We start from the raw sequence: 20,865 nt of genomic DNA, 5'->3' as shown, positions 1-20,865 counted from the left end.
GCAACGCAGGTAATTTTAGAAGATAGAATTTTAGAAATTCTTGTGGGGGGGGGGGGGGGGGGTGCTTGTTTTGGATGTTTCTTCAGTATGTTTTATACCTGCATCTCCGGCTTGTTCTAACAACCACGAAGGAAGTGGTGATGGAGGTGGAGGCGGGAGGGCGCTGGGTGGCTCCATAGGATCTCCTAAATAATTTTAATTTATGATTTTGGAATGTGTTTTTGAAACTAATTTTACCAGCGCGATTGCCTGTGATTATTGAGTGAGTCACTTGTAGTTATCACATTGGTTGTTAGTCTCATAAAAGTGATAATAAGTTTTTAAAATCCAGGAGATTTTAGATCAGATCCTTCCTATAAGTCAAACACTATGAACGAGTTGCAATAGAGAGGCGTGAAAAATGAATTTAAAAAAGAGAGTTGAGATTAGGAATAAAAAGAACTTGGGGCAGACAGGATTCGAACCTGTGACCAACGGGTTATGAGTCCGTGGCTCTAACCGCTGAGCTACTGCCCCGTGATTAAGAGAACGAATAATAGCATATAACCTTCTGACAAGCAAGTGATATCCGTCATCTATTCTGAAGATTTTAGATAGCGTACGGAAATTTGTTTCATACGCATATATAGAGATTCCCCGCCGTTTATCCTTCCAATGGATAGATATTGGCTGAGTTGGTCAAAAAATACAGGTCTACATGTTAATACGGTAACTGGTGTTTCTCCAGAATATACTTCGGAAAATAGAGCGGCAATTCCTGAAGAGATTAAAGCTTCTGTATAGGTAAAAAAGAACAACCGACCTTCTTGATGTATTTCATAGAGATATAAATCGCTCTGACAACCTAATACAAGGTTTTCTCTTGTAATTTTACTTTTATCAAAAGCTTTGGACTGTGATCCGATATCTAAAAGAGAGTTATATAATGCATCTTTATGAAATTTTTCGGGAAATAGCATCTGTGAAATACGATGCTGTTTTTTCAAACATCCAGAATGGTGTAATGGGCATACAGAGGGTTCCAAAACTATTCCTCAACAACACGATTAGGCTCTTGTCTTAGGTAGGTTAAAGTTTGCGATAGGGCAAGAATTCTTTGATTTGCAGAGGCGATAACAATATCGGGATCACTGAAATGTAGGCGATCTTGATATTGTGTTTTAGGCACGTCGAATACATATGGCAGAGGCGCATTCATCTCTAATTGCAATGTATGTAGTGCGCTGGTCATTTGAGGATTATTCTGTTGCGCTGCAATTGCAGAAATCTGCTTTTGCATGATCATTTGGTTTTTAATTAATTGGTATTGATTAATTGCTTTTTGAATATTGGCCACTTTTTTATCAAAAGCTTCTTGATCTGCAACATAATTATCATCATCTCCTAAACGCAACCCATAGCAGGTGAGAATACTGATTTGATTCCCTATGCAGGCGCCAATGGTGATTCCAACAGCCTCTGGAATGGCGTAAATTAGAGCAGAAATAGAAGCAATAATTGTAGCTAAAAGAATTTGACGTGTTCCATTTGGATCAAGTTGTTGTAACCCATAATTCATCAAATTCCAGAGACTATTTGTATTCTTATACTTATTTTTTCTATCTAAAACATTAGCAGTAAAAATACCAAAAATTACCCCGATGCCTAGCCCTATGCCAAGCCATATGGTTAGGGTCACTGCCATAGTATGGTGGCAAGCTAATATTAGAGCCCAGGCGAGAATGTATAATAGAATATATTTCCAATTATCCCTTAAGAAGGAACTAATTTTTTCTCCTACAGAACGTACATGATCTAAACATGTTTTTGGAGAAGGTCGATATGGTAAAATTTTTAAAGAAGAGAGAGGTGGGATAGAAGAGGATATAGCAATTCCATTAATCTTGTTGTCAGGTAGCTGAGGGTTCTCTATAGGGATATCCGTTTCGCTATCAGATTCACTATGATCGTGCATGCCTACTACAATCTCCAAGCTACTAGGAGAAGGAGCTCTAAAAGTAACAGAAGATGTCATTCTATATTTATTAAAGATAATTAAGTCGCTACATGGTAAAGTAAATTGATTTTAGTTGTAAATATTGTAATAAATTTTTTCACCTAAACCTAAGCGTTCAATAATTTTTTTATAATATTTCGACTATCCGTGAAAGGCGTTTGACTTTTTCTTCACACTGAATATAATTCTGCTGCATTTATGGATGGAGCGGAATGGGATAAGCTCTATTCTTTAAAAAGACCAAATCTGCCCGTCTGGCCAGTCTTCAATATTTAAGATGTCTGTGGCTGAGAGGATTTTGTTTAAGGATAATTAATACATGGCAAAAAAAGAAGACACTATCGTGCTTGAGGGTAGGGTGCAAGAACTCCTTCCCGGGATGCATTTCAAAATATTATTAGAGAATGGCATGCCGGTCACAGCTCATTTATGCGGTAAAATGCGTATGAGTAATATCCGTTTGCTTGTTGGAGATCGTGTTACCGTTGAAATGTCAGCTTATGATCTAACAAAAGCTAGAGTTGTATACAGGCATCGTTAACTGTTTTCTATTGATGTTTTAAAATAAGTGACATAGACTAGGCAATTCTCTGAGCCATTATGAAACAGTGAATATAGGCCCAGATAGCTCAGTGGTAGAGCACTTGCATGGTAAGCAAGCGGTCGTAGGTTCAATTCCTATTCTGGGCAGAAGCAATGGTTGGAGTAAAATTAATTTAATGAGGATTCTGAAATGTCAAAAGAAACTTTTCAACGTAATAAACCCCATATCAATATAGGGACCATTGGACACGTTGACCACGGTAAAACTACGCTAACAGCTGCGATTACACGTGCACTGTCAGCAGAGGGGTTGGCTAATTTTTGCGATTACAGTTCTATTGACAATACTCCTGAAGAAAAAGCTAGAGGAATTACTATCAACGCATCTCACGTTGAATATGAAACTCCTAACCGTCACTATGCCCACGTAGACTGCCCAGGTCACGCTGACTATGTTAAGAACATGATTACAGGTGCTGCCCAGATGGACGGTGCGATTCTTGTTGTTTCAGCTACTGACGGTGCGATGCCTCAGACAAAAGAACATATTCTTTTGGCAAGACAGGTTGGTGTTCCTTATATCGTTGTTTTTCTTAATAAGATCGATATGATTTCTCAAGAAGATGCTGAACTTGTAGATTTAGTTGAAATGGAGTTGGCTGAACTTTTAGAAGAAAAGGGCTATAAGGGTTGTCCAATCATTCGTGGTTCTGCTTTGAAGGCTTTAGAAGGCGATGCGAGCTATGTTGAAAAGATTCGTGAATTAATGCAGGCAGTGGATGATAACATCCCTACACCAGAACGTGAAGTCGATAAACCTTTCTTGATGCCAATCGAAGACGTATTCTCTATTTCTGGTCGTGGTACTGTGGTAACAGGGCGTATCGAGCGTGGAATTGTTAAAGTTGGTGATAAAGTACAGATTGTTGGTTTGAGAGATACTAGAGAGACTATTGTTACTGGTGTGGAAATGTTCAGAAAAGAACTTCCAGAAGGTCAAGCAGGGGAAAACGTTGGTTTGCTCCTTAGAGGTATCGGTAAGAATGATGTTGAGCGTGGTATGGTTATTTGCCAGCCTAACAGTGTAAAATCTCACACACAATTTAAAGGTACTGTTTACATCCTACAAAAAGAAGAGGGTGGACGTCATAAACCTTTCTTCACTGGATACAGACCACAATTCTTTTTCCGTACAACAGACGTAACAGGTGTTGTAACGCTTCCAGAGGGTACAGAAATGGTTATGCCGGGCGATAACGTTGAATTCGACGTTCAATTAATTAGCCCCGTAGCTCTAGAAGAAGGTATGAGATTTGCTATTCGTGAAGGCGGTCGTACAATCGGCGCTGGAACGATTTCAAAAATTATTGCCTAATTTATAGGTACATTTATAAGCATGATTGAGATTGTTGGTCTCAATCATGCTTTTTTGGGTGTGTAGCTTAGCTGGTAGAGCAGTGGCCTCCAAAGCCGCCGGTCGGGGGTTCGACTCCCTTCGCACCCGTATAGACTTAATTTTTGATCTAGAAATTCGCTTATGAAACAACGCAATCACCAAGAGACACTCTCTAAAAAAATCTCTAAAGCTAAAAAGCAAGCAGGAGCTGGCTTTCTAGACGAAATTAAAAAAATTGAATGGGTCAGTAAGCGTGATCTGAAAAGATACGTTAAAATTGTGATAGCAAGTATTTTTGGCTTAGGCTTTTCTATATATTGTGTGGATCTAGTGTTTCGTAAGCTACTTACGTTGCTAAGTAGTATAACAGGCTTTTTGTTTGGTTAGTTGCATGTTTAAGTGGTATGTCGTTCAAGTTTTTACGGCTCAAGAAAAAAAAGTTAAAAAAGCTTTAGAGGATTTTAAAGAATCATCTGGAATGACGGATTTTATACAAGAAATTGTCTTGCCTATAGAAAACGTTATGGAAGTAAAAAAAGGTGAACATAAGGTAGTCGAGAAGTTCATCTGGCCGGGGTACTTATTAATTAAAATGCATCTGACGGACGAGTCTTGGTTATATGTAAAAAATAATCCTGGCGTTGTTGAATTTTTAGGTGGAGGAGTTCCTCTAGCTTTATCTGAAGATGAAGTGCGAAACATTTTAAAAGATCTCGAAGAGAAGAAGGCCGGTGTTGTACAAAAACATAAATTTGATGTTGGCTCTAGAGTCAAAATTAATGATGGTGTTTTTGTAAATTTCATTGGTGTTGTTTCTGAAGTTTTCCATGATAAGGGACGCCTTAGTGTCATGGTATCCATCTTTGGAAGAGAAACTCGTGTTGATGATTTAGAGTTTTGGCAAGTGGAAGAGGTTGCTCTGGAACAAGAAAGTGAATAAGAGTAAGAAAATCTGTGTATTCTTATTCTCTATCTTCTTATAATTTTAGTTTTTCGTTTCTTCCTCTTTATTCATAGAGGGGCGTCAAGATAGAGTAAGGTTTAGTATGTCGAATAAAAAGGTAATTAAGTTAATTAAACTGCAAATTCCTGGTGGCAAAGCCAATCCAGCTCCTCCAATAGGACCTGCTTTAGGTGCTGCTGGCGTGAATATTATGGGATTTTGCAAAGAGTTTAATGCTGCAACGCAAGATCGTCCTGGGGACCTATTGCCGGTAGTAATTACTGTTTATTCAGATAAAACTTTTACATTCATAACCAAACAACCTCCCGTATCTTCTTTGATCAAAAAGGCATTGAATCTAGAGTCTGGATCTAAAATTCCTAACAGAAATAAAGTTGGAAAATTGACTCAGGCACAGGTAACAGCTATTGCCGAACAAAAAATGAAAGATATGGACGTCGTTCTTCTTGATTCAGCAAAACGCATGGTGGAAGGAACAGCCCGAAGTATGGGTATAGACGTCGAGTAAATTGTAATAGGGCTGCATAATTATGACAAAACATGGAAAACGTATACGAGGCATCTTAAAAAGCTATGATTTTTCAAAGTCATATTCTTTGCAAGAAGCTATAGATATTTTAAAACAATGTCCCACAGTGCGCTTTGATCAAACTGTTGACGTATCTATAAAATTAGGAATAGATCCGAAGAAAAGTGATCAACAAATTCGTGGATCTGTTTCTTTGCCTAATGGTACAGGAAAGACTTTAAAAATTCTTGTGTTTGCTGCTGGAGAAAAGGCTAAGGAGGCGTTAGACGCCGGAGCTGATTTCGTGGGCAGCGATGATCTGGTTGAAAGAATTAAAGGTGGTTGGGTCGATTTTGATGTCGCTGTTGCCACTCCAGATATGATGCGTGAAGTTGGGAAGTTGGGTAAGGTTTTAGGACCTAGAAATCTTATGCCTACACCTAAAGCTGGTACAGTAACTATGGATGTTACTAAAGCTATCGCTGAGTTGCGCAAGGGAAAAATTGAATTTAAAGCAGATCGCGCCGGAGTATGTAATGCTGGTGTAGGTAAGCTATCATTTGATGGAAACCTTCTTAAAGAAAATATTGAAGCTTTATGCTCTGCTTTAATCAAAGCTAAGCCGCCGGCAGCTAAAGGGCAATACCTAGTATCATTTACCGTTTCTTCGACTATGGGGCCGGGCATTTCTATAGATACTAGAGAGTTAATGGCGTCTTAATTCAAGAGGGAAAATGAAAGAAGAAAAGAAATTACTCCTTCAAGAGGTAGAAGAGAAAATCTCCGCATCCCAAGGTTTTATTTTATTAAGATATCTTGGATTTACAGCAGCATATTCTAGAGAGTTTCGTAACTCGCTCTCCGGAGTTTCTGCAGAATTTGAAGTATTAAAAAAGAGAATTTTTTTCAAGGCCATGGAAAGTGCTGGTTTTGATATAGATTCTTCGGATACCGGAGGACATCTAGGCGTAGTATTTGCTTATGATGATGCTGTTTCTGCAGCAAAACAAGTATTAGATTTTAATAAACAACATAACGATTCACTAGTTTTTCTCGCCGGACGAATTGATAGCGCTAACTTGTCGGGCAAAGAAGTAGAGGCTGTTGCCAAATTGCCTTCAGTAAAAGAATTGAGACAACAAGTTGTAGGACTGTTAGCTGCTCCTATGTCTCAGGTTGTTGGAATTATGGCCTCGGCTCTTTCTGGTGTTATCTCCTGTATCGACCAGAAAACACAAAAAAACTAAGAAGAATGTTAAAACTCTCAAATTAAGTAAGGGTGACAAAAGTGACGACACAAAGTTTGGAAACTTTAGTAGAGACATTAAGCAGCTTAACAGTGTTAGAATTAGCTGCTTTGAAAAAATTGTTAGAAGAAAAATGGGATGTCACTGCTGCTGCTCCTATGATGGCTGTTGCTGCTGGCGCTGCTGTTGGAGGTGGTGATGCCGCTCCTGCTGAGTCGACAGAATTTGCTGTGACCTTAGAAGATGTTCCTGCAGATAAAAAAATCGGCGTTTTAAAAGTTGTCCGAGAAGTTACTGGATTAGCTTTAAAGGAAGCTAAAGAAATGACAGAAGGTTTACCTAAAACTGTTAAAGAAAAAACTTCTAAGTCTGATGCTGAGGATACTGTTAAAAAATTACAAGATGCCGGGGCAAAAGCTTCCTTTAAGGGCTTGTAATTTATAGAAAAGAAAAATCTTATAGATTTTTCTTTTCTTTTTTTATCATGTATACAATCGTAGTACTCCCTTAACAGGCATACGTAGGCTTGTTTAAGGGAAGTCTTTTGGCATCACAATAGTCTTAGGAGAGCTCGCATGTTCAAATGCCCGGAGCGGGTTAGCGTCAAAAAAAAGGAAGATATCTTAGATCTTCCAAATCTTATTGAAATTCAAATTAAGTCCTACAAGCAATTTCTTCAGATTGGGAAGCTTGCAGAAGAGCGCGATAATGTCGGCCTGGAAGAAGTTTTCAGAGAGATTTTTCCAATTAAATCTTATAATGAAGCTACTATCTTAGAGTATCTGTCTTATAACTTAGGTGTGCCGAAGTACTCCCCTGATGAGTGTATTCGTAGAGGAATCACCTATAGCGTAACTCTAAAAGTTCGTTTTCGTTTGACTGATGAAACAGGAATCAAAGAAGAAGAAGTCTATATGGGAACTATACCCATCATGACAGATAAAGGTACCTTTATTATTAACGGTGCTGAAAGAGTCGTTGTTTCTCAGGTACACAGATCTCCGGGAATTAACTTTGAACAGGAAAAGCATTCTAAAGGGAATATTTTATTTTCTTTTAGAATTATTCCTTATCGAGGTAGTTGGTTAGAAGCTATTTTTGATATCAACGATTTAATTTATATTCACATTGATAGAAAAAAACGTCGTCGCAAGATTTTAGCTATGACATTTATTCGTGCTTTGGGGTATTCATCTGATGCTGATATTATTGAAGAGTTTTTCAAAATAGAGGAACGTTCTTTAAAGAGTGAAAAAGATTTTACTCTTTTAGTTGGTAAGATTTTAGCTGATAATGTTCTTGATGAGGCCTCCTCCTTAGTTTACGGAAAAGCTGGTGAAAAACTTAGTACGGCAATGTTAAAACGCATGCTGGATGCTGATATTTCAACTTTAAAAATAGCTGTAGAGGCAGATGAGAATCACCCTATCATCAAAATGTTGGCAAAAGATCCGACAGACTCTTATGAAGCTGCTTTAAAAGATTTTTATCGAAGATTGCGTCCAGGTGAACCTGCAACATTAGCGAATGCCAGATCGACAATTATGCGTTTATTCTTCGATTCTAAGCGCTATAACTTAGGAAGAGTAGGTCGTTATAAGTTGAATAGAAAGCTCGGATTCCCAATGGACGATGAGTCTCTATCACAAGTTACCCTGAGAAAAGAAGATGTTATTGGTGCTTTGAAGTATCTTATCCGTTTAAAAATGGGTGATGAAAAAGCTTCCATCGATGATATTGACCATTTAGCGAATCGCCGTGTACGTTCTGTCGGGGAATTAATTCAAAACCAATGTCGTTCGGGCTTGGCTAGAATGGAAAAAATTGTTCGCGAGAGGATGAATTTATTTGATTTTTCTTCCGACACATTAATTCCTGGAAAGATCATCTCAGCCAAAGGTCTTGCAAGTGTTTTAAAAGACTTTTTTGGTCGTTCTCAACTTTCTCAATTTATGGATCAAACTAATCCTGTGGCGGAATTGACGCATAAGCGTCGTTTATCAGCTTTGGGTCCTGGAGGTTTAAATAGGGAAAGAGCTGGATTTGAAGTTCGTGACGTGCATGCGAGCCACTATGGACGTATTTGTCCAATTGAGACTCCAGAAGGACCGAATATTGGTTTGATTACTTCGCTCTCTTCTTTTGCAAAAATTAATGAATTTGGATTTATTGAGACCCCATACCGCATTGTTAGAGATGGTGTTGTTACTGATGAAATCGAATACATGACCGCTGATGTTGAAGAAGAATGTGTGATCGCGCAGGCTTCAGCAACTTTAGATGAATATAATATGTTTGTGGATCCTGTATGTTGGGCAAGGTGCCGCGGAGAGGCTTTTGAAGCTGATACCAGTACCGTTACCCATATGGACGTTTCCCCAAAACAATTGGTATCTATTGTTACAGGTTTGATCCCATTTTTAGAACATGATGACGCTAACCGTGCTCTCATGGGATCAAATATGCAACGTCAAGCTGTGCCTTTGTTAAAAACAGAAGCTCCTATTGTTGGAACGGGATTGGAATCTCGTGCTGCTAAAGATTCTGGAGCTATTGTTGTCGCTGAAGAAGATGGAATTGTTGACTATGTTGACGGTTATAAGATAGTTATTGCTGCGAAACACAATCCAACATTGAAACGTACTTATGATCTTAAAAAGTTCCTAAGATCGAATTCAGGTACATGCATCAATCAACGACCTTTATGTAGTGTTGGAGATGTGGTAGTTAAAGGTGATGTTATCGCTGACGGTCCTGCTACAGATCAAGGAGAACTTGCTTTAGGAAAGAATATCTTGGTAGCCTTCATGCCATGGTATGGATACAATTTTGAAGATGCGATTATTATTTCTGAAAAGCTTATTAAGCAAGATGCCTATACTTCGATTTATATTGAAGAATTCGAACTAACAGCTAGAGATACAAAATTAGGAAAAGAAGAGATTACTCGTGATATTCCTAATGTTTCCGAAGAAGTTTTAGCAAATTTAGGTGAAGACGGAATTATTCGGATTGGAGCTGAAGTAAAACCAGGCGATATTCTTGTTGGTAAAATCACTCCAAAATCAGAAACAGAACTCGCTCCTGAAGAACGTTTATTACGAGCCATTTTTGGTGAGAAAGCTGCTGATGTTAAAGATGCTTCTTTGACGGTGCCTCCAGGAACAGAAGGAGTCGTCATGGATGTTAAGGTCTTCAGTAGAAAAGATAGACTTTCTAAAAGTGATGATGAACTTGTGGAAGAAGCTGTTCATTTAAAAGACCTACAGAAGGGTTATAAGAATCAAATTTCAGTATTGAAGACTGAATATCGTGAGAAACTCGGAGCGTTATTACTTAATGAAAAAGCTCCAGCTTCTATTATTCATCGCCGTACAGCAGATATCTTGGTTCAAGAAGGTACGGTATTTGACCAAGAGACTATAGAGCTTCTTGAACAAGAGACTTTAGTTGATCTTCTTATGCCTCCTTGTGAAATGTATGATGTCTTAAAAGGTCTACTTTCTGATTATGAGACTTCCTTACAACGTCTGGAAGTCAATTATAAAACAGAAGTTGAGCATATCCGTGAGGGAGATGCTGATCTTGATCACGGCGTCATTCGGCAGGTTAAAGTTTATGTAGCTTCAAAAAGAAAACTCCAAGTTGGAGATAAAATGGCTGGACGTCATGGAAACAAAGGAGTTGTTTCTAAGATTGTTCCTGAGGCTGATATGCCATATTTAGCTAATGGCGAAACTGTACAGATGATCTTAAATCCTCTTGGGGTGCCTTCGAGGATGAACTTAGGCCAGGTATTGGAAACACATCTTGGTTATGCTGCAAAAACTGCTGGCATTCATGTAAAAACTCCAGTGTTTGAAGGATTCCCAGAGTCTCGTATTTGGGACATGATGATCGAGCAAGGATTGCCTGCAGACGGTAAGTCTTACTTATATGATGGAAAGACGGGAGAGAGATTCGATAATACTGTAGTTATTGGCTACATCTATATGTTGAAACTCAGCCACTTAATCGCGGATAAAATTCACGCTAGATCTATTGGGCCTTACTCTTTAGTAACTCAGCAGCCTCTTGGGGGTAAAGCTCAGATGGGAGGTCAAAGATTTGGGGAGATGGAGGTGTGGGCTTTGGAGGCTTATGGGGTAGCTCATATGCTTCAAGAGATTCTCACAGTAAAATCTGACGACGTTTCTGGACGAACAAGGATTTACGAATCTATTGTTAAAGGAGAAAATCTTCTTAAATCAGGTACACCTGAGTCGTTTAACGTTTTAATTAAAGAAATGCAAGGTTTAGGACTTGATGTCCGTCCTATGGTAGTAGATGCTTAACAAATCACTTATTGGAGAAAAACAATAATGTTCGGAGAAGGTTCTCGAGACAATGTCACTCTATCTAAAGAGGGGCTATTTGATAAATTAGAAATTGGAATTGCCTCAGATATTACTATTCGGGATAAGTGGTCTTGTGGGGAAATTAAGAAACCTGAAACAATCAATTACCGTACGTTTAAACCTGAAAAGGGTGGACTATTTTGTGAAAAGATTTTCGGTCCTACAAAGGATTGGGAATGTTGTTGTGGTAAATATAAGAAAATAAAACACAAAGGGATTGTTTGCGATCGCTGTGGAGTAGAGGTAACTCTTTCTAAAGTGCGTCGTGAACGTATGGCTCATATAGAGCTAGCAGTACCTATTGTGCATATATGGTTTTTCAAGACTACACCTTCAAGAATAGGTAATGTTTTAGGAATGACTGCATCTGATCTTGAAAGGATTATTTATTATGAAGAATACGTAGTTATAGATCCAGGTAAGACAGATTTAAATAAGAAACAGCTTTTAAATGACGGTCAATATAGAGAAGTCATTGAGAAGTGGGGTAAAGATGCTTTTGTAGCTAAAATGGGTGGAGAAGCTATCTATGATTTACTAAAATCAGAAGATCTTCAAAGTTTATTAAAAGAGCTTAAGGATCGTTTACGAAAAACAAAATCTCAGCAAGCTAGAATGAAACTTGCTAAACGGTTGAAGATTATTGAAGGTTTTGTTTCCTCTTCTAACCATCCTGAATGGATGGTTTTAAAAAGCGTTCCTGTTGTTCCACCCGATCTTCGTCCACTAGTTCCATTAGATGGTGGAAGGTTTGCTACTTCTGATTTAAACGATTTATATCGTCGTGTAATCAATCGTAACAATCGTCTGAAGGCTATTTTAAGATTAAAAACTCCTGAAGTGATTGTTCGTAATGAAAAACGTATGTTACAGGAAGCTGTGGATGCCTTATTTGATAACGGTCGTCACGGACATCCTGTAATGGGAGCTGGAAATCGTCCTTTAAAATCTCTTTCTGAAATGTTGAAAGGGAAAAATGGACGCTTCCGACAAAACCTCTTAGGTAAGAGAGTCGATTACTCTGGACGTTCTGTTATTATCGTTGGTCCTGAATTGAAATTTAATCAATGCGGTCTGCCTAAAGAAATGGCTCTCGAGTTATTCGAGCCGTTTATCATTAAAAGACTCAAAGATCAAGGTAGTGTCTACACTATTCGTTCTGCTAAGAAAATGATTCAACGCGGAGCTCCTGAGGTTTGGGATGTTTTAGAAGAAATTATTAAAGGCCATCCTGTATTACTTAACCGAGCTCCTACGCTTCACCGTTTAGGAATACAAGCTTTTGAACCTGTATTGATCGAAGGTAAAGCAATTCGTGTTCATCCGTTAGTATGTGCAGCTTTCAATGCTGACTTTGACGGAGACCAAATGGCTGTTCACGTACCATTATCTATCGAAGCACAGCTAGAAGCTAAGGTTTTGATGATGGCTCCTGATAACATCTTCTTACCGTCTTCAGGAAAACCTGTCGCAACACCCTCTAAAGATATGACATTAGGTATTTACTATCTAATGGCTGATCCTACATATTTCCCAGAAGATCAAGGAGGAAAAATTAAGATCTTTAGAGATGTTACTGAAGTATTGCGAGCATTGTATACAGGTGGATTCCTCGATGAACGTATAGGCAATCGTTGTGACGAAACTGGACGTGGTATCCATATTCATGAAAAGATCAAAGTGCGTATCGATGGTCAAATTATTGAAACCACTCCTGGCAGAGTTCTGTTTAATAGAATTGTTCCTAAAGAATTAGGATTTCAAAATTACAGTATGCCAAGTAAGCGTATCAGTGAATTGATTTTACAATGTTATAAGAAAGTCGGTCTTGAAGCTACTGTACGTTTTTTAGATGACCTTAAAGATTTAGGATTTATCCAAGCGACGAAAGCGGCGATTTCTATGGGATTGAAGGATGTTAGAATTCCTGAGATTAAGAGTGAGATTCTTAAAGAAGCTTACGATAAAGTTGCAATTGTTAAGAAACAATACGATGATGGTATTATTACGGATGGAGAACGACACTCCAAAACTATTAGTATTTGGACGGAAGTTTCCGAGTTGTTGTCAGATGCTCTCTATGTTGAGATCAGTAAACAAGCAAAGAGCAAGCATAATCCTTTATTCTTGATGATTGATTCCGGAGCTCGAGGTAATAAGTCTCAGCTAAAACAGTTAGGAGCCTTGCGTGGTTTGATGGCGAAGCCAAATGGAGCGATTATTGAATCGCCTATTACTTCGAATTTCCGCGAAGGATTAACAGTTCTTGAATACTCGATTTCCTCTCACGGTGCTAGAAAAGGTTTAGCCGATACGGCTTTAAAAACAGCGGATTCTGGATATTTAACTCGAAGACTTGTTGATGTGGCTCAAGACGTGATTATTACAGAGAAAGACTGTGGAACGTTGAATCATATTGAAATTTCTGCGATTCGCCAAGGTTCTGAAGAGCTTTTGCCCTTGAAAGATCGTATCTATGGCCGTACAGTATCAGAAGATATTTATCAGCCAGGAGATAAGAGCAAGCTTCTTGCTAAGAACGGAGACGTTGTTACTTCTGCTCAGGCAGAGCTTATCGACGATGCTGGTATTGAAAGCATTAAAATTCGTTCCACACTTACTTGTGAGAGTCGCCGTGGTGTTTGTGCTAAATGCTATGGATTAAATCTCGCTAATGGTCGTCTTATTGGTTTAGGCGAAGCTGTAGGTATTATTGCAGCCCAGTCTATTGGGGAACCAGGAACACAGTTAACAATGAGAACCTTCCACCTTGGAGGTATTGCTGCGACATCCTCAACTCCAGAGATTGTTACAGATAGCGACGGTATTTTGGTGTATATGGATCTACGTGTAGTTGTAGGTCAAGATGGAAACCATCTTGTATTGAACAAGAAGGGAGCTATTCATGTTGTTCGTGACGAGGGACGTAATCTAGAAGAGTATAAGAAACTTCTAAGCACCAAATCTATAGAAAGTTTAGAGACGTATCCTGTAGAGCTTGGTGTAAAGATTTTAGTTGGCGATGGGGAAAAAGTATCCTCTGGTCAAAGAATTGCTGAAGTTGAACTACACAACATTCCAATTATCTGCGATAAGCCTGGTTTTGTAAAATATGAAGACCTAGTAGAAGGTATTTCTACTGAGAAAGTGGTCAATAAAAATACGGGATTAGTCGAGCTTATTGTTAAACAGCATCGTGGGGAATTACATCCTCAAATTGCTATTTACTCTGATTCTGGTTTAACAGAATTGGTCGGAACATATGCGATTCCTTCTGGAGCTATTATTTCTGTGGAAGAGAATCAAAAAGTTGATCCAGGTATGTTGTTAGCGAGATTGCCTCGTGGAGCAATTAAGACTAAGGATATTACCGGTGGTTTACCACGAGTTGCTGAATTGGTGGAAGCTAGAAAGCCTGAAGATGCTGCGGATATTGCTAAGATTGATGGTGTTGTAGACTTTAAAGGAATTCAGAAAAATAAACGTATTCTTGTTGTTCGCGATGAAGTCACAGGAATGGAAGAAGAACATCTCATTCCGTTGACCAAACACTTGATTGTTCAGCGTGGAGATAACGTGATGAAAGGGCAGCAGCTCACAGATGGTTTAGTTGTCCCTCATGAAATCTTGGAAATCTGCGGTGTTCGTGAATTACAGAAATATTTAGTGAACGAAGTTCAAGAAGTTTATCGTCTACAAGGTGTGGACATTAATGATAAACATATTGAAATTATTGTTCGTCAGATGTTGCAGAAAGTTCGCATCACTGATCCAGGTGATACAACTTTACTCTTTGGTGAAGAAGTTAATAAAAAAGAGTTTTATGAAGAAAATAGACGGACAGAAGAGGATGGTGGTAAACCAGCTCAAGCTGTTCCTGTATTGTTAGGAATTACCAAAGCTTCGTTAGGTACAGAGTCCTTCATTTCAGCAGCATCTTTCCAAGATACCACTCGAGTATTAACTGATGCGGCTTGTAGTAGTAAAACTGACTATCTCTTAGGATTCAAAGAAAATGTTATTATGGGACATATGATTCCTGGAGGTACTGGATTTGATACGCATAAGCGGATCAAGCAATACTTAGAAAAAGAACAAGAGGATCTTGTTTTTGACTTTGTAAGCGAATCTGAATGCGCTTGTTAGCTAGGCTTTAGGCTTTAACGGTTGGAATAGGAGGTTAAGTTTTGATCCATAACCTCCTTGATAGTAATGTTTTTTTTTGGTAGCCTCACCGAAAGACGAATAGTGATAACAGGGTGCTTATGTCTAGCCAATTCGAGCAACTAAAACTCTTGAGTGTTCTTGTTTGTGACACTGGTGATCCAGAGTTAGTTAAGTCTTCAGGATCTCAAGACGCAACGACGAATCCATCTCTTATTCTCAAAGTTGCGCAAGAGCCGAAGTATCAAGAATTGCTAACCGAAGCAATTGCTTGGGGAATTCGACAAAACGGCGATGATATTCAAACTTTGACTTTTGTTTTAGACAAGATACAGGTGAATTTTGGTTTAGAAATTCTTAACTGTATTCCAGGTAGAGTTTCTTTGGAAATTGATGCACGTCTTTCGTTTAATACAGAAGCAATGATTCAAAGAGCTATTTTCTTAAGTGAATTATTTGCTGCTGCTGGTGGCGATAAGAAACGTCTTTTAGTTAAAATTCCTGGTACTTGGGAAGGAATTCAAGCTGTAGAAGTTTTAGAAAAACAAGGTATTGCTTGTAATATCACTCTTGTTTTTAATTTGATTCAGGCTATTGCTGCTGCCAAAGCAAAAGCAACATTGATTTCACCGTTCGTTGGTCGTATTTATGATTGGTGGATAGCTGCTTATGGAGACGAAGGTTATTCTATAGAAGCTGATCCTGGTGTAGCTTCCGTATCGAATATCTATACATATTATAAGAAGTTTGATATCCCTACACAAATCATGGCCGCCTCTTTCCGTTCAAAAGAACAGGTATTAGCTCTAGCAGGATGTGATTTGCTAACAGTTTCTCCGAAGTTGTTAGATGAATTGAAAAAGGATCAATCACCGGTTGCAAAAAAGTTAGATGTTACAGCTGCTAAGAAATTAGATGTTCAACCTGTTGAATTGACAGAAAGCGTATTTCGTTTCTTGATGAATGAAGATGCTATGGCTACTGAGAAACTTGCTGAGGGTATTCGTATATTTTCTGGTGATACTCAAATTCTTGAAGCAGCAGTTACAGAATTTATTAAGCAAATAGCTGCCCAAGATGCGTAAGAAAAACTGTCTTTGAGTTTAAAGGCAAATTAAAGAAGATAAGATGAACCATAACTCGTTACTTGTTTTTTCCTGTCCGTGCTGCTGCGAAGGAGAAGTTTCTTTTTCTGTATTTAGCTTGGAGGAAGTCCTAGCTTGTAGTTGTTGTTCTTCTACATATGCATTTGATCCATCAATGCGAAACTCTATTCGTCAATTTGCTGCATTATGTTTGAGGATTCATGAAGCCTCGTCTATCTTAGGACATGCTGCTGTTTCTGTCTCTATTCAAGACAGTGCTGTAGAGATCCCTTTTCAACTGCTCTTTTCAAGATTCCCTGTGGTTTTCAATTTAACTATTGAAGGGAAGAAGATAGCAATTCGCTTTATTTTCGATGCTCTTAAAAGAGAAGTCTTACATAAAGAGAACGTATCTTTAGTTTAAAAATTCTAAATATTATTCTATTTCTGCTTGAAGAGCTTTTAAGGCTTCTTCAAGGATTGTATCTCCAGAAGCTGCTTCTTTTGCTGAAAGTTTAAATGAAGAAACTGTTTTTAAGAAAATCAAAGATACATTGGGATAATCATCCAAGGTCGCTGTGCTTGTAAAAATATAGGCTTTATGGTTAATAACGACAACGCCCTGTAGGCAGAAAACCTTACCCCAAGAAGAATTTTTTTCTGTTTTAATAATAGTAAATTCCCCGTTAGCAGACTGAATATGAGTGAATACAGAAGATTCTAACGTCATTTCATTAGCCTTATGATATGCAAGAATCTCTTCAATATATTCAGGTTGATTTTTGGATGTAATTTCTTGAGAAATATTGATCGTAGGGGTTAATGAGCCTATTCCTTGTCCAATAAACACTACATCTAGTTTTTCAGGGATTTGTGTTTTATCATTTATACATTGCCAATTGCTCGGAATGCGAATTGAATATTCATCACTAGAATAAGAAACCCAAGAAACTAAGTGTTTTGTCTTTTCAGTCTGTTTTGTTCTTCTATTTTTATTCTCTCTTTTTTCAACATAACGTGAAGCAGTTTCTTTAGGAATAATAGCTTGTGATCTTTTTAATGCCCTTCGTTGGGAAACGCTTGAGGGACGTCTGTGAGACTTTTTTACGTTGTTTTGTAGTGTTCTTTGTGTTTGAGGATTTGCACTTGCTATTAGAGAAAAACTAGCAAACAGAAAAGAAATGAGAGCATGAAGTTTCATGGAAATCTTTTATTTAATTTTATTTAAATGATCTAATGCTATAATCTGTTGGATTAGTTGAATTATAATCGAAATTTTTTTTAAGATAAACTCTGTTTTCTCATGGTAGCAATGATATGGCAGATCTCGGTGCAGAAGACAAATTAAAGCAAATCTGCGATGCTCTACGAATAGAAACTTTAAAACCTGCTGAAGATGAAGCGGACGCCATTGTGCGCAACGCAAAAGAACAGGCGAAAAGGATAATTGACGAAGCTCAAGAACGGGCTGCTCAGATTATTGCTTCAGCTCAAGGAGAAGCTGACAATAAGCTAAAACAGGGAGAGTCTGCTTTAGCTCAAGCAGGAAAGCGTTCCTTAGAAAGTTTAAAACAGGCTGTAGAAAACAAAGTCTTTAAAGAATCCTTAGCGGAATGGCTAGACAATGCTTTAGCTGATCCTGAGGTGTCTGCTAAACTTGTTGCAGCGTTGATACAGGCTATAGAAGACCAAGGCATTTCCGGGGATCTTACAGCTTATATCGGTAAACACGTGGCTACAAGAGCTGTTAATGAACTCCTAGGAAAATCCGTATTAGCAAAGCTCAAAGGTAAGGGAGTGGCTATCGGCAAGTTTATCGGTGGTGTTCAATTAAAAGTTGAAGACAAGAACTGGGTGTTAGACCTTAGTTCGGATACCTTGCTTGATCTTTTAATGCGTTATTTGCAAAAAGATTTTCGTGAAATGATATTTCAGGACTCTTAGTTTTTTTTCTCAAATGCGGAGTCCCAACCAATTTTAGAGTTATTACCATGACTCAATACTACTTTTTATCGTCGTTTTTTCTTCCTCAGCTTCCTGAGTCTCAGCCTGTCTATTCTTTTGATATTCTTGATGATCTACTTCATTTAAATTTATCTGATCAAGATCTAGAGTATTACGTTATTTTAAAACGCTTTTTTGATTTTGAGAATTTTGCATTTTTCTGGTCAGGGAAACCCCTGCCGCATTCTTATGGCATCGTAACACAAGAGAATGTTGGGAGTATGGTTAATCTTCAACAATGGTCAGATAATTGTGAATTTGAGGATTTTTTTAAGGACTTTCTCTTGCAATATAAGACTCCTAAAGAGCGTGTAGATAACTTTTCTTCATTAGTTAGGGAATTTCTATCATATTACCAACATAGCTCTTCTGAGTTCCTCCGCACATATTTTATGTTTAAGCAAAATTTACGCATTATTCTGGCAGGATTTCGCTCTCGAGTCATGAAACTTGATGTTTCTTATGTATTAAGAGATGAAGACAGTTCTGATCCTGTGGTGCTTCAAGTTTTGATGCAAAAAGATGCTCCTAATTACGAGCTTCCGGGAGAATTTTCAGATTTGAGTGATGTACTACAAGATTACGGACGTTTACCTCATACATTGAACCGTACATTGTCTCTTTATGAGTTTCATAAAATTGAGGAGATGTATCGTGATAAATATTTTGATGCAAATGCAGTTTTAGCAAGGGTTGCAGCATATTTATTTGCCATTCGCAATAGTATGGTAAATTTAGAGAAAGGCAAAAACATTATTAATTCTATGGAAAAGGCAATCACATGGTAGCAACTTCAGCACAAACAACTCAGGGATATGTTGTAGAGGCTTATGGGAATTTATTACGTGTGCGTTTTGAGGGACACGTGCGTCAAGGAGAGGTTGCTTATGTTAGTGTTAATGATACATGGTTAAAAGCTGAGGTCATTGAGGTTGTTGGTCAAGAGGTTAAAATTCAGGTTTTTGAAGATACTCAAGACGTTTGCCGAGGAGCATTAGTGACTTTCTCAGGACATTTATTAGAAGCAGAATTAGGTCCGGGGTTATTGCAAGGAATTTTTGACGGACTACAAAACCGTCTACAGGTATTGGCAGAGAGTAGTTTCTTTTTGAAAAGAGGAGAGTATGTTAACGCTCTTTGCAAGCATACATTGTGGGAATATACGCCAAAAGCTGTTGTGGGGGATGTTCTTCTTCGTGGGGATGCTCTAGGTTTTGTGAAAGAAGGGTACTTTAACCATAAAATTATGGTGCCATTTTCTTGTTTTAAAGAGGTAACCGTTACCTGGGTAATTTCAGGAGGTAGCTATAGCGTTGATACAGTAGTTGCTAAAGCTCGAGACGCGGATGGGAACGAATACAGCTTTACTATGGTTCAGAAATGGCCGATTAAGCAGGCATTTATCCAAGGAGATAAGGTGCCCTGTCATGAGATTATGGACGTAGGTGTACGTATTTTAGATACGCAAATTCCTGTATTGAAGGGTGGAACATTTTGTACTCCCGGTCCGTTTGGTGCAGGAAAAACGGTTTTGCAACACCATTTATCTAAGTATGCTGCTGTAGATATTGTTATTCTTTGTGCATGTGGAGAACGTGCTGGTGAAGTGGTAGAGGTATTGCAAGAATTTCCTCACCTTACAGATCCTCATACCGGAGAGTCTTTAATGCATAGGACGTGTATCATTTGTAATACCTCTTCTATGCCTGTAGCAGCTAGGGAATCTTCAATCTACCTGGGAATAACTATCGCAGAATATTATAGGCAGATGGGTCTACATGTGCTTTTGCTTGCTGATTCGACATCCCGATGGGCTCAAGCATTAAGAGAAATCTCAGGAAGATTAGAAGAAATTCCAGGAGAAGAGGCTTTCCCAGCTTATTTAGCATCAAGAATAGCCGCTTTTTATGAGCGTGGTGGAGCTGTACGCATGAAAGATGGTTCAGAAGGTTCTTTGACAATATGTGGTGCTGTATCTCCTGCAGGAGGGAATTTTGAAGAGCCTGTAACACAAGCCACTTTGTCTGTAGTAGGAGCTTTTTGTGGTCTTTCTAAAGCCCGTGCTGATGCTCGACGTTATCCTTCTATTGATCCAATGATTTCATGGTCGAAATACTTAGATCAAGTTGGAGATATATTAGAGAATAAGATTCAAGGTTGGGGAGATGCGGTTAAAAAAGCAAATTACTTCCTTCGCGAAGGATCCGAAATTGGTAAACGTATGGAAGTCGTCGGAGAAGAAGGTATTCCCATGGATGATATGGAGATCTACCTAAAAGCAGAGTTATATGATTTTTGTTATCTCCAACAGAATGCTTTTGATGCTGTAGATTGTTATTGTCCTTTTGATCGACAAATTGAGTTATTTTCATTAATGAGTCGTATTTTTGACGCGAAATTTAGCTTTGATTGTCCCGATAATGCAAGGAGTTTTTTCCTCGAACTGCAGAGTAAAATCAAAACCTTAAATGGACAGAAGTTTCTTTCTGAAGAATACAAAGAAGGAATGGAAGTAGTTCTTAGGTTATTAGAGACGAAGATGGTACAAACAGCGTAAGGTT

At 38.3% G+C, this 20,865-nt stretch carries 19 protein-coding genes and 3 tRNA genes; 17 read left to right on the top strand and 5 right to left on the bottom strand.

What is annotated here, in order from left to right; translation table 11 throughout:
- Positions 1-30: 30 nt before the first annotated feature.
- The 4 genes from H9Q19_RS00725 to H9Q19_RS00710 form a co-directional block, all read right to left on the bottom strand.
- Positions 31-177, bottom strand: coding sequence for a hypothetical protein (locus tag H9Q19_RS00725; RefSeq protein ID WP_213241260.1), 147 nt, complete (start codon positions 175-177; stop codon positions 31-33).
- A 266-nt stretch (positions 178-443) separates the two neighbouring features.
- A tRNA-Ile gene (locus tag H9Q19_RS00720) sits at positions 444-516 on the bottom strand.
- Positions 517-575: 59 nt separating this feature from the next.
- Entirely contained in the window at positions 576-1,025 is a 450-nt protein-coding gene (locus H9Q19_RS00715) for a SufE family protein (protein ID WP_213241258.1), read from the bottom strand.
- A gap of 2 nt (positions 1,026-1,027) precedes the next feature.
- Complete coding sequence (locus H9Q19_RS00710; protein WP_213241256.1) at positions 1,028-2,014, bottom strand: hypothetical protein; 987 nt, start codon at positions 2,012-2,014, stop codon at positions 1,028-1,030.
- 301 nt (positions 2,015-2,315) lie between these two features.
- Here H9Q19_RS00710 and infA point away from each other — a divergent pair, with 301 nt between their 5' ends.
- The 14 genes from infA to H9Q19_RS00640 all read left to right on the top strand — a co-directional run bounded on the left by infA (position 2,316) and on the right by H9Q19_RS00640 (position 16,724).
- Complete coding sequence (gene infA, locus H9Q19_RS00705) at positions 2,316-2,537, top strand: translation initiation factor IF-1 (RefSeq protein WP_006343365.1); 222 nt, start codon at positions 2,316-2,318, stop codon at positions 2,535-2,537.
- 77 nt (positions 2,538-2,614) lie between these two features.
- Positions 2,615-2,686 (top strand) — tRNA-Thr (locus H9Q19_RS00700).
- A gap of 43 nt (positions 2,687-2,729) precedes the next feature.
- The gene (tuf, locus tag H9Q19_RS00695; protein ID WP_213241254.1) at positions 2,730-3,914 is read left to right on the top strand and encodes an elongation factor Tu; all 1,185 of its coding nucleotides are present in this window, start codon (positions 2,730-2,732) and stop codon (positions 3,912-3,914) included.
- Positions 3,915-3,970: 56 nt separating this feature from the next.
- Positions 3,971-4,043 (top strand) — tRNA-Trp (locus H9Q19_RS00690).
- A 33-nt stretch (positions 4,044-4,076) separates the two neighbouring features.
- On the top strand, positions 4,077-4,322 hold the full coding sequence (secE, locus tag H9Q19_RS00685) for a preprotein translocase subunit SecE (RefSeq protein WP_117274460.1): 246 nt from the start codon (positions 4,077-4,079) through the stop codon (positions 4,320-4,322).
- A 4-nt stretch (positions 4,323-4,326) separates the two neighbouring features.
- Positions 4,327-4,875, top strand: a complete 549-nt coding sequence (gene nusG / locus H9Q19_RS00680) for a transcription termination/antitermination protein NusG (protein WP_213241252.1) — start codon at positions 4,327-4,329, stop codon at positions 4,873-4,875.
- A 106-nt stretch (positions 4,876-4,981) separates the two neighbouring features.
- Entirely contained in the window at positions 4,982-5,407 is a 426-nt protein-coding gene (gene rplK / locus H9Q19_RS00675) for a 50S ribosomal protein L11 (RefSeq protein ID WP_011006652.1), read from the top strand.
- Positions 5,408-5,429: 22 nt separating this feature from the next.
- A complete protein-coding gene (rplA, locus tag H9Q19_RS00670) occupies positions 5,430-6,128 on the top strand; it encodes a 50S ribosomal protein L1 (RefSeq protein ID WP_213241250.1) in 699 nt (232 codons plus the stop codon).
- Positions 6,129-6,141: 13 nt separating this feature from the next.
- Complete coding sequence (gene rplJ, locus H9Q19_RS00665) at positions 6,142-6,654, top strand: 50S ribosomal protein L10 (protein WP_213241248.1); 513 nt, start codon at positions 6,142-6,144, stop codon at positions 6,652-6,654.
- Positions 6,655-6,695: 41 nt separating this feature from the next.
- The gene (gene rplL / locus H9Q19_RS00660; RefSeq protein ID WP_213241245.1) at positions 6,696-7,091 is read left to right on the top strand and encodes a 50S ribosomal protein L7/L12; all 396 of its coding nucleotides are present in this window, start codon (positions 6,696-6,698) and stop codon (positions 7,089-7,091) included.
- A 138-nt stretch (positions 7,092-7,229) separates the two neighbouring features.
- A complete protein-coding gene (gene rpoB / locus H9Q19_RS00655; RefSeq protein WP_213241243.1) occupies positions 7,230-10,988 on the top strand; it encodes a DNA-directed RNA polymerase subunit beta in 3,759 nt (1,252 codons plus the stop codon).
- A gap of 27 nt (positions 10,989-11,015) precedes the next feature.
- Complete coding sequence (gene rpoC, locus H9Q19_RS00650; RefSeq protein ID WP_213241241.1) at positions 11,016-15,197, top strand: DNA-directed RNA polymerase subunit beta'; 4,182 nt, start codon at positions 11,016-11,018, stop codon at positions 15,195-15,197.
- Positions 15,198-15,316: 119 nt separating this feature from the next.
- Positions 15,317-16,300, top strand: a complete 984-nt coding sequence (tal, locus tag H9Q19_RS00645) for a transaldolase (RefSeq protein ID WP_213241239.1) — start codon at positions 15,317-15,319, stop codon at positions 16,298-16,300.
- 43 nt (positions 16,301-16,343) lie between these two features.
- A complete protein-coding gene (locus H9Q19_RS00640; RefSeq protein ID WP_213241236.1) occupies positions 16,344-16,724 on the top strand; it encodes a ferredoxin in 381 nt (126 codons plus the stop codon).
- Positions 16,725-16,736: 12 nt separating this feature from the next.
- Here the strand turns inward: H9Q19_RS00640 and H9Q19_RS00635 are convergent, their stop codons facing one another.
- Positions 16,737-17,501, bottom strand: a complete 765-nt coding sequence (locus H9Q19_RS00635; RefSeq protein ID WP_213241234.1) for a hypothetical protein — start codon at positions 17,499-17,501, stop codon at positions 16,737-16,739.
- A 116-nt stretch (positions 17,502-17,617) separates the two neighbouring features.
- On the opposite strand from H9Q19_RS00635, the gene H9Q19_RS00630 reads away from it, so the two are divergent.
- The 3 genes from H9Q19_RS00630 to H9Q19_RS00620 are packed head-to-tail and all read left to right on the top strand — an operon-like array spanning position 17,618 to position 20,861.
- On the top strand, positions 17,618-18,244 hold the full coding sequence (locus H9Q19_RS00630) for a V-type ATP synthase subunit E (protein ID WP_213241232.1): 627 nt from the start codon (positions 17,618-17,620) through the stop codon (positions 18,242-18,244).
- A 47-nt stretch (positions 18,245-18,291) separates the two neighbouring features.
- Positions 18,292-19,092, top strand: a complete 801-nt coding sequence (locus H9Q19_RS00625) for a DUF2764 family protein (protein ID WP_213241230.1) — start codon at positions 18,292-18,294, stop codon at positions 19,090-19,092.
- The gene (locus tag H9Q19_RS00620; protein WP_213241228.1) at positions 19,086-20,861 is read left to right on the top strand and encodes a V-type ATP synthase subunit A; all 1,776 of its coding nucleotides are present in this window, start codon (positions 19,086-19,088) and stop codon (positions 20,859-20,861) included. Before H9Q19_RS00625 ends, H9Q19_RS00620 begins: the two co-directional genes overlap by 7 nt.
- Positions 20,862-20,865: the final 4 nt, after the last annotated feature.

This window comes from Chlamydia crocodili, from assembly GCF_018343815.1.
GTDB lineage: Bacteria > Chlamydiota > Chlamydiia > Chlamydiales > Chlamydiaceae > Chlamydia > Chlamydia crocodili.
Note: the sequence above shows the minus strand (reverse complement) of the source record. Positions and strands in the feature narration are given on the sequence as shown.

Excerpts from the sequence above, each read along its gene's own strand:
- rplJ (WP_213241248.1), top strand. The coding sequence starts at position 6,142 with ATGAAAGAAGAAAAGAAATTACTCCTTCAAGAGGTAGAAGAGAAAATC.
- tuf (WP_213241254.1), top strand. The coding sequence starts at position 2,730 with ATGTCAAAAGAAACTTTTCAACGTAATAAACCCCATATCAATATAGGG.
- H9Q19_RS00620 (WP_213241228.1), top strand. The coding sequence starts at position 19,086 with ATGGTAGCAACTTCAGCACAAACAACTCAGGGATATGTTGTAGAGGCT.
- rpoB (WP_213241243.1), top strand. The coding sequence starts at position 7,230 with ATGTTCAAATGCCCGGAGCGGGTTAGCGTCAAAAAAAAGGAAGATATC.
- H9Q19_RS00630 (WP_213241232.1), top strand. The coding sequence starts at position 17,618 with ATGGCAGATCTCGGTGCAGAAGACAAATTAAAGCAAATCTGCGATGCT.
- rplK (WP_011006652.1), top strand. The coding sequence starts at position 4,982 with ATGTCGAATAAAAAGGTAATTAAGTTAATTAAACTGCAAATTCCTGGT.
- tal (WP_213241239.1), top strand. The coding sequence starts at position 15,317 with ATGTCTAGCCAATTCGAGCAACTAAAACTCTTGAGTGTTCTTGTTTGT.
- rpoC (WP_213241241.1), top strand. The coding sequence starts at position 11,016 with ATGTTCGGAGAAGGTTCTCGAGACAATGTCACTCTATCTAAAGAGGGG.
- H9Q19_RS00710 (WP_213241256.1), bottom strand. The coding sequence starts at position 2,014 with ATGACATCTTCTGTTACTTTTAGAGCTCCTTCTCCTAGTAGCTTGGAG.
- nusG (WP_213241252.1), top strand. The coding sequence starts at position 4,327 with ATGTTTAAGTGGTATGTCGTTCAAGTTTTTACGGCTCAAGAAAAAAAA.
- H9Q19_RS00640 (WP_213241236.1), top strand. The coding sequence starts at position 16,344 with ATGAACCATAACTCGTTACTTGTTTTTTCCTGTCCGTGCTGCTGCGAA.
- H9Q19_RS00635 (WP_213241234.1), bottom strand. The coding sequence starts at position 17,501 with ATGAAACTTCATGCTCTCATTTCTTTTCTGTTTGCTAGTTTTTCTCTA.
- H9Q19_RS00725 (WP_213241260.1), bottom strand. The coding sequence starts at position 177 with ATGGAGCCACCCAGCGCCCTCCCGCCTCCACCTCCATCACCACTTCCT.
- infA (WP_006343365.1), top strand. The coding sequence starts at position 2,316 with ATGGCAAAAAAAGAAGACACTATCGTGCTTGAGGGTAGGGTGCAAGAA.
- secE (WP_117274460.1), top strand. The coding sequence starts at position 4,077 with ATGAAACAACGCAATCACCAAGAGACACTCTCTAAAAAAATCTCTAAA.
- H9Q19_RS00625 (WP_213241230.1), top strand. The coding sequence starts at position 18,292 with ATGACTCAATACTACTTTTTATCGTCGTTTTTTCTTCCTCAGCTTCCT.
- rplA (WP_213241250.1), top strand. The coding sequence starts at position 5,430 with ATGACAAAACATGGAAAACGTATACGAGGCATCTTAAAAAGCTATGAT.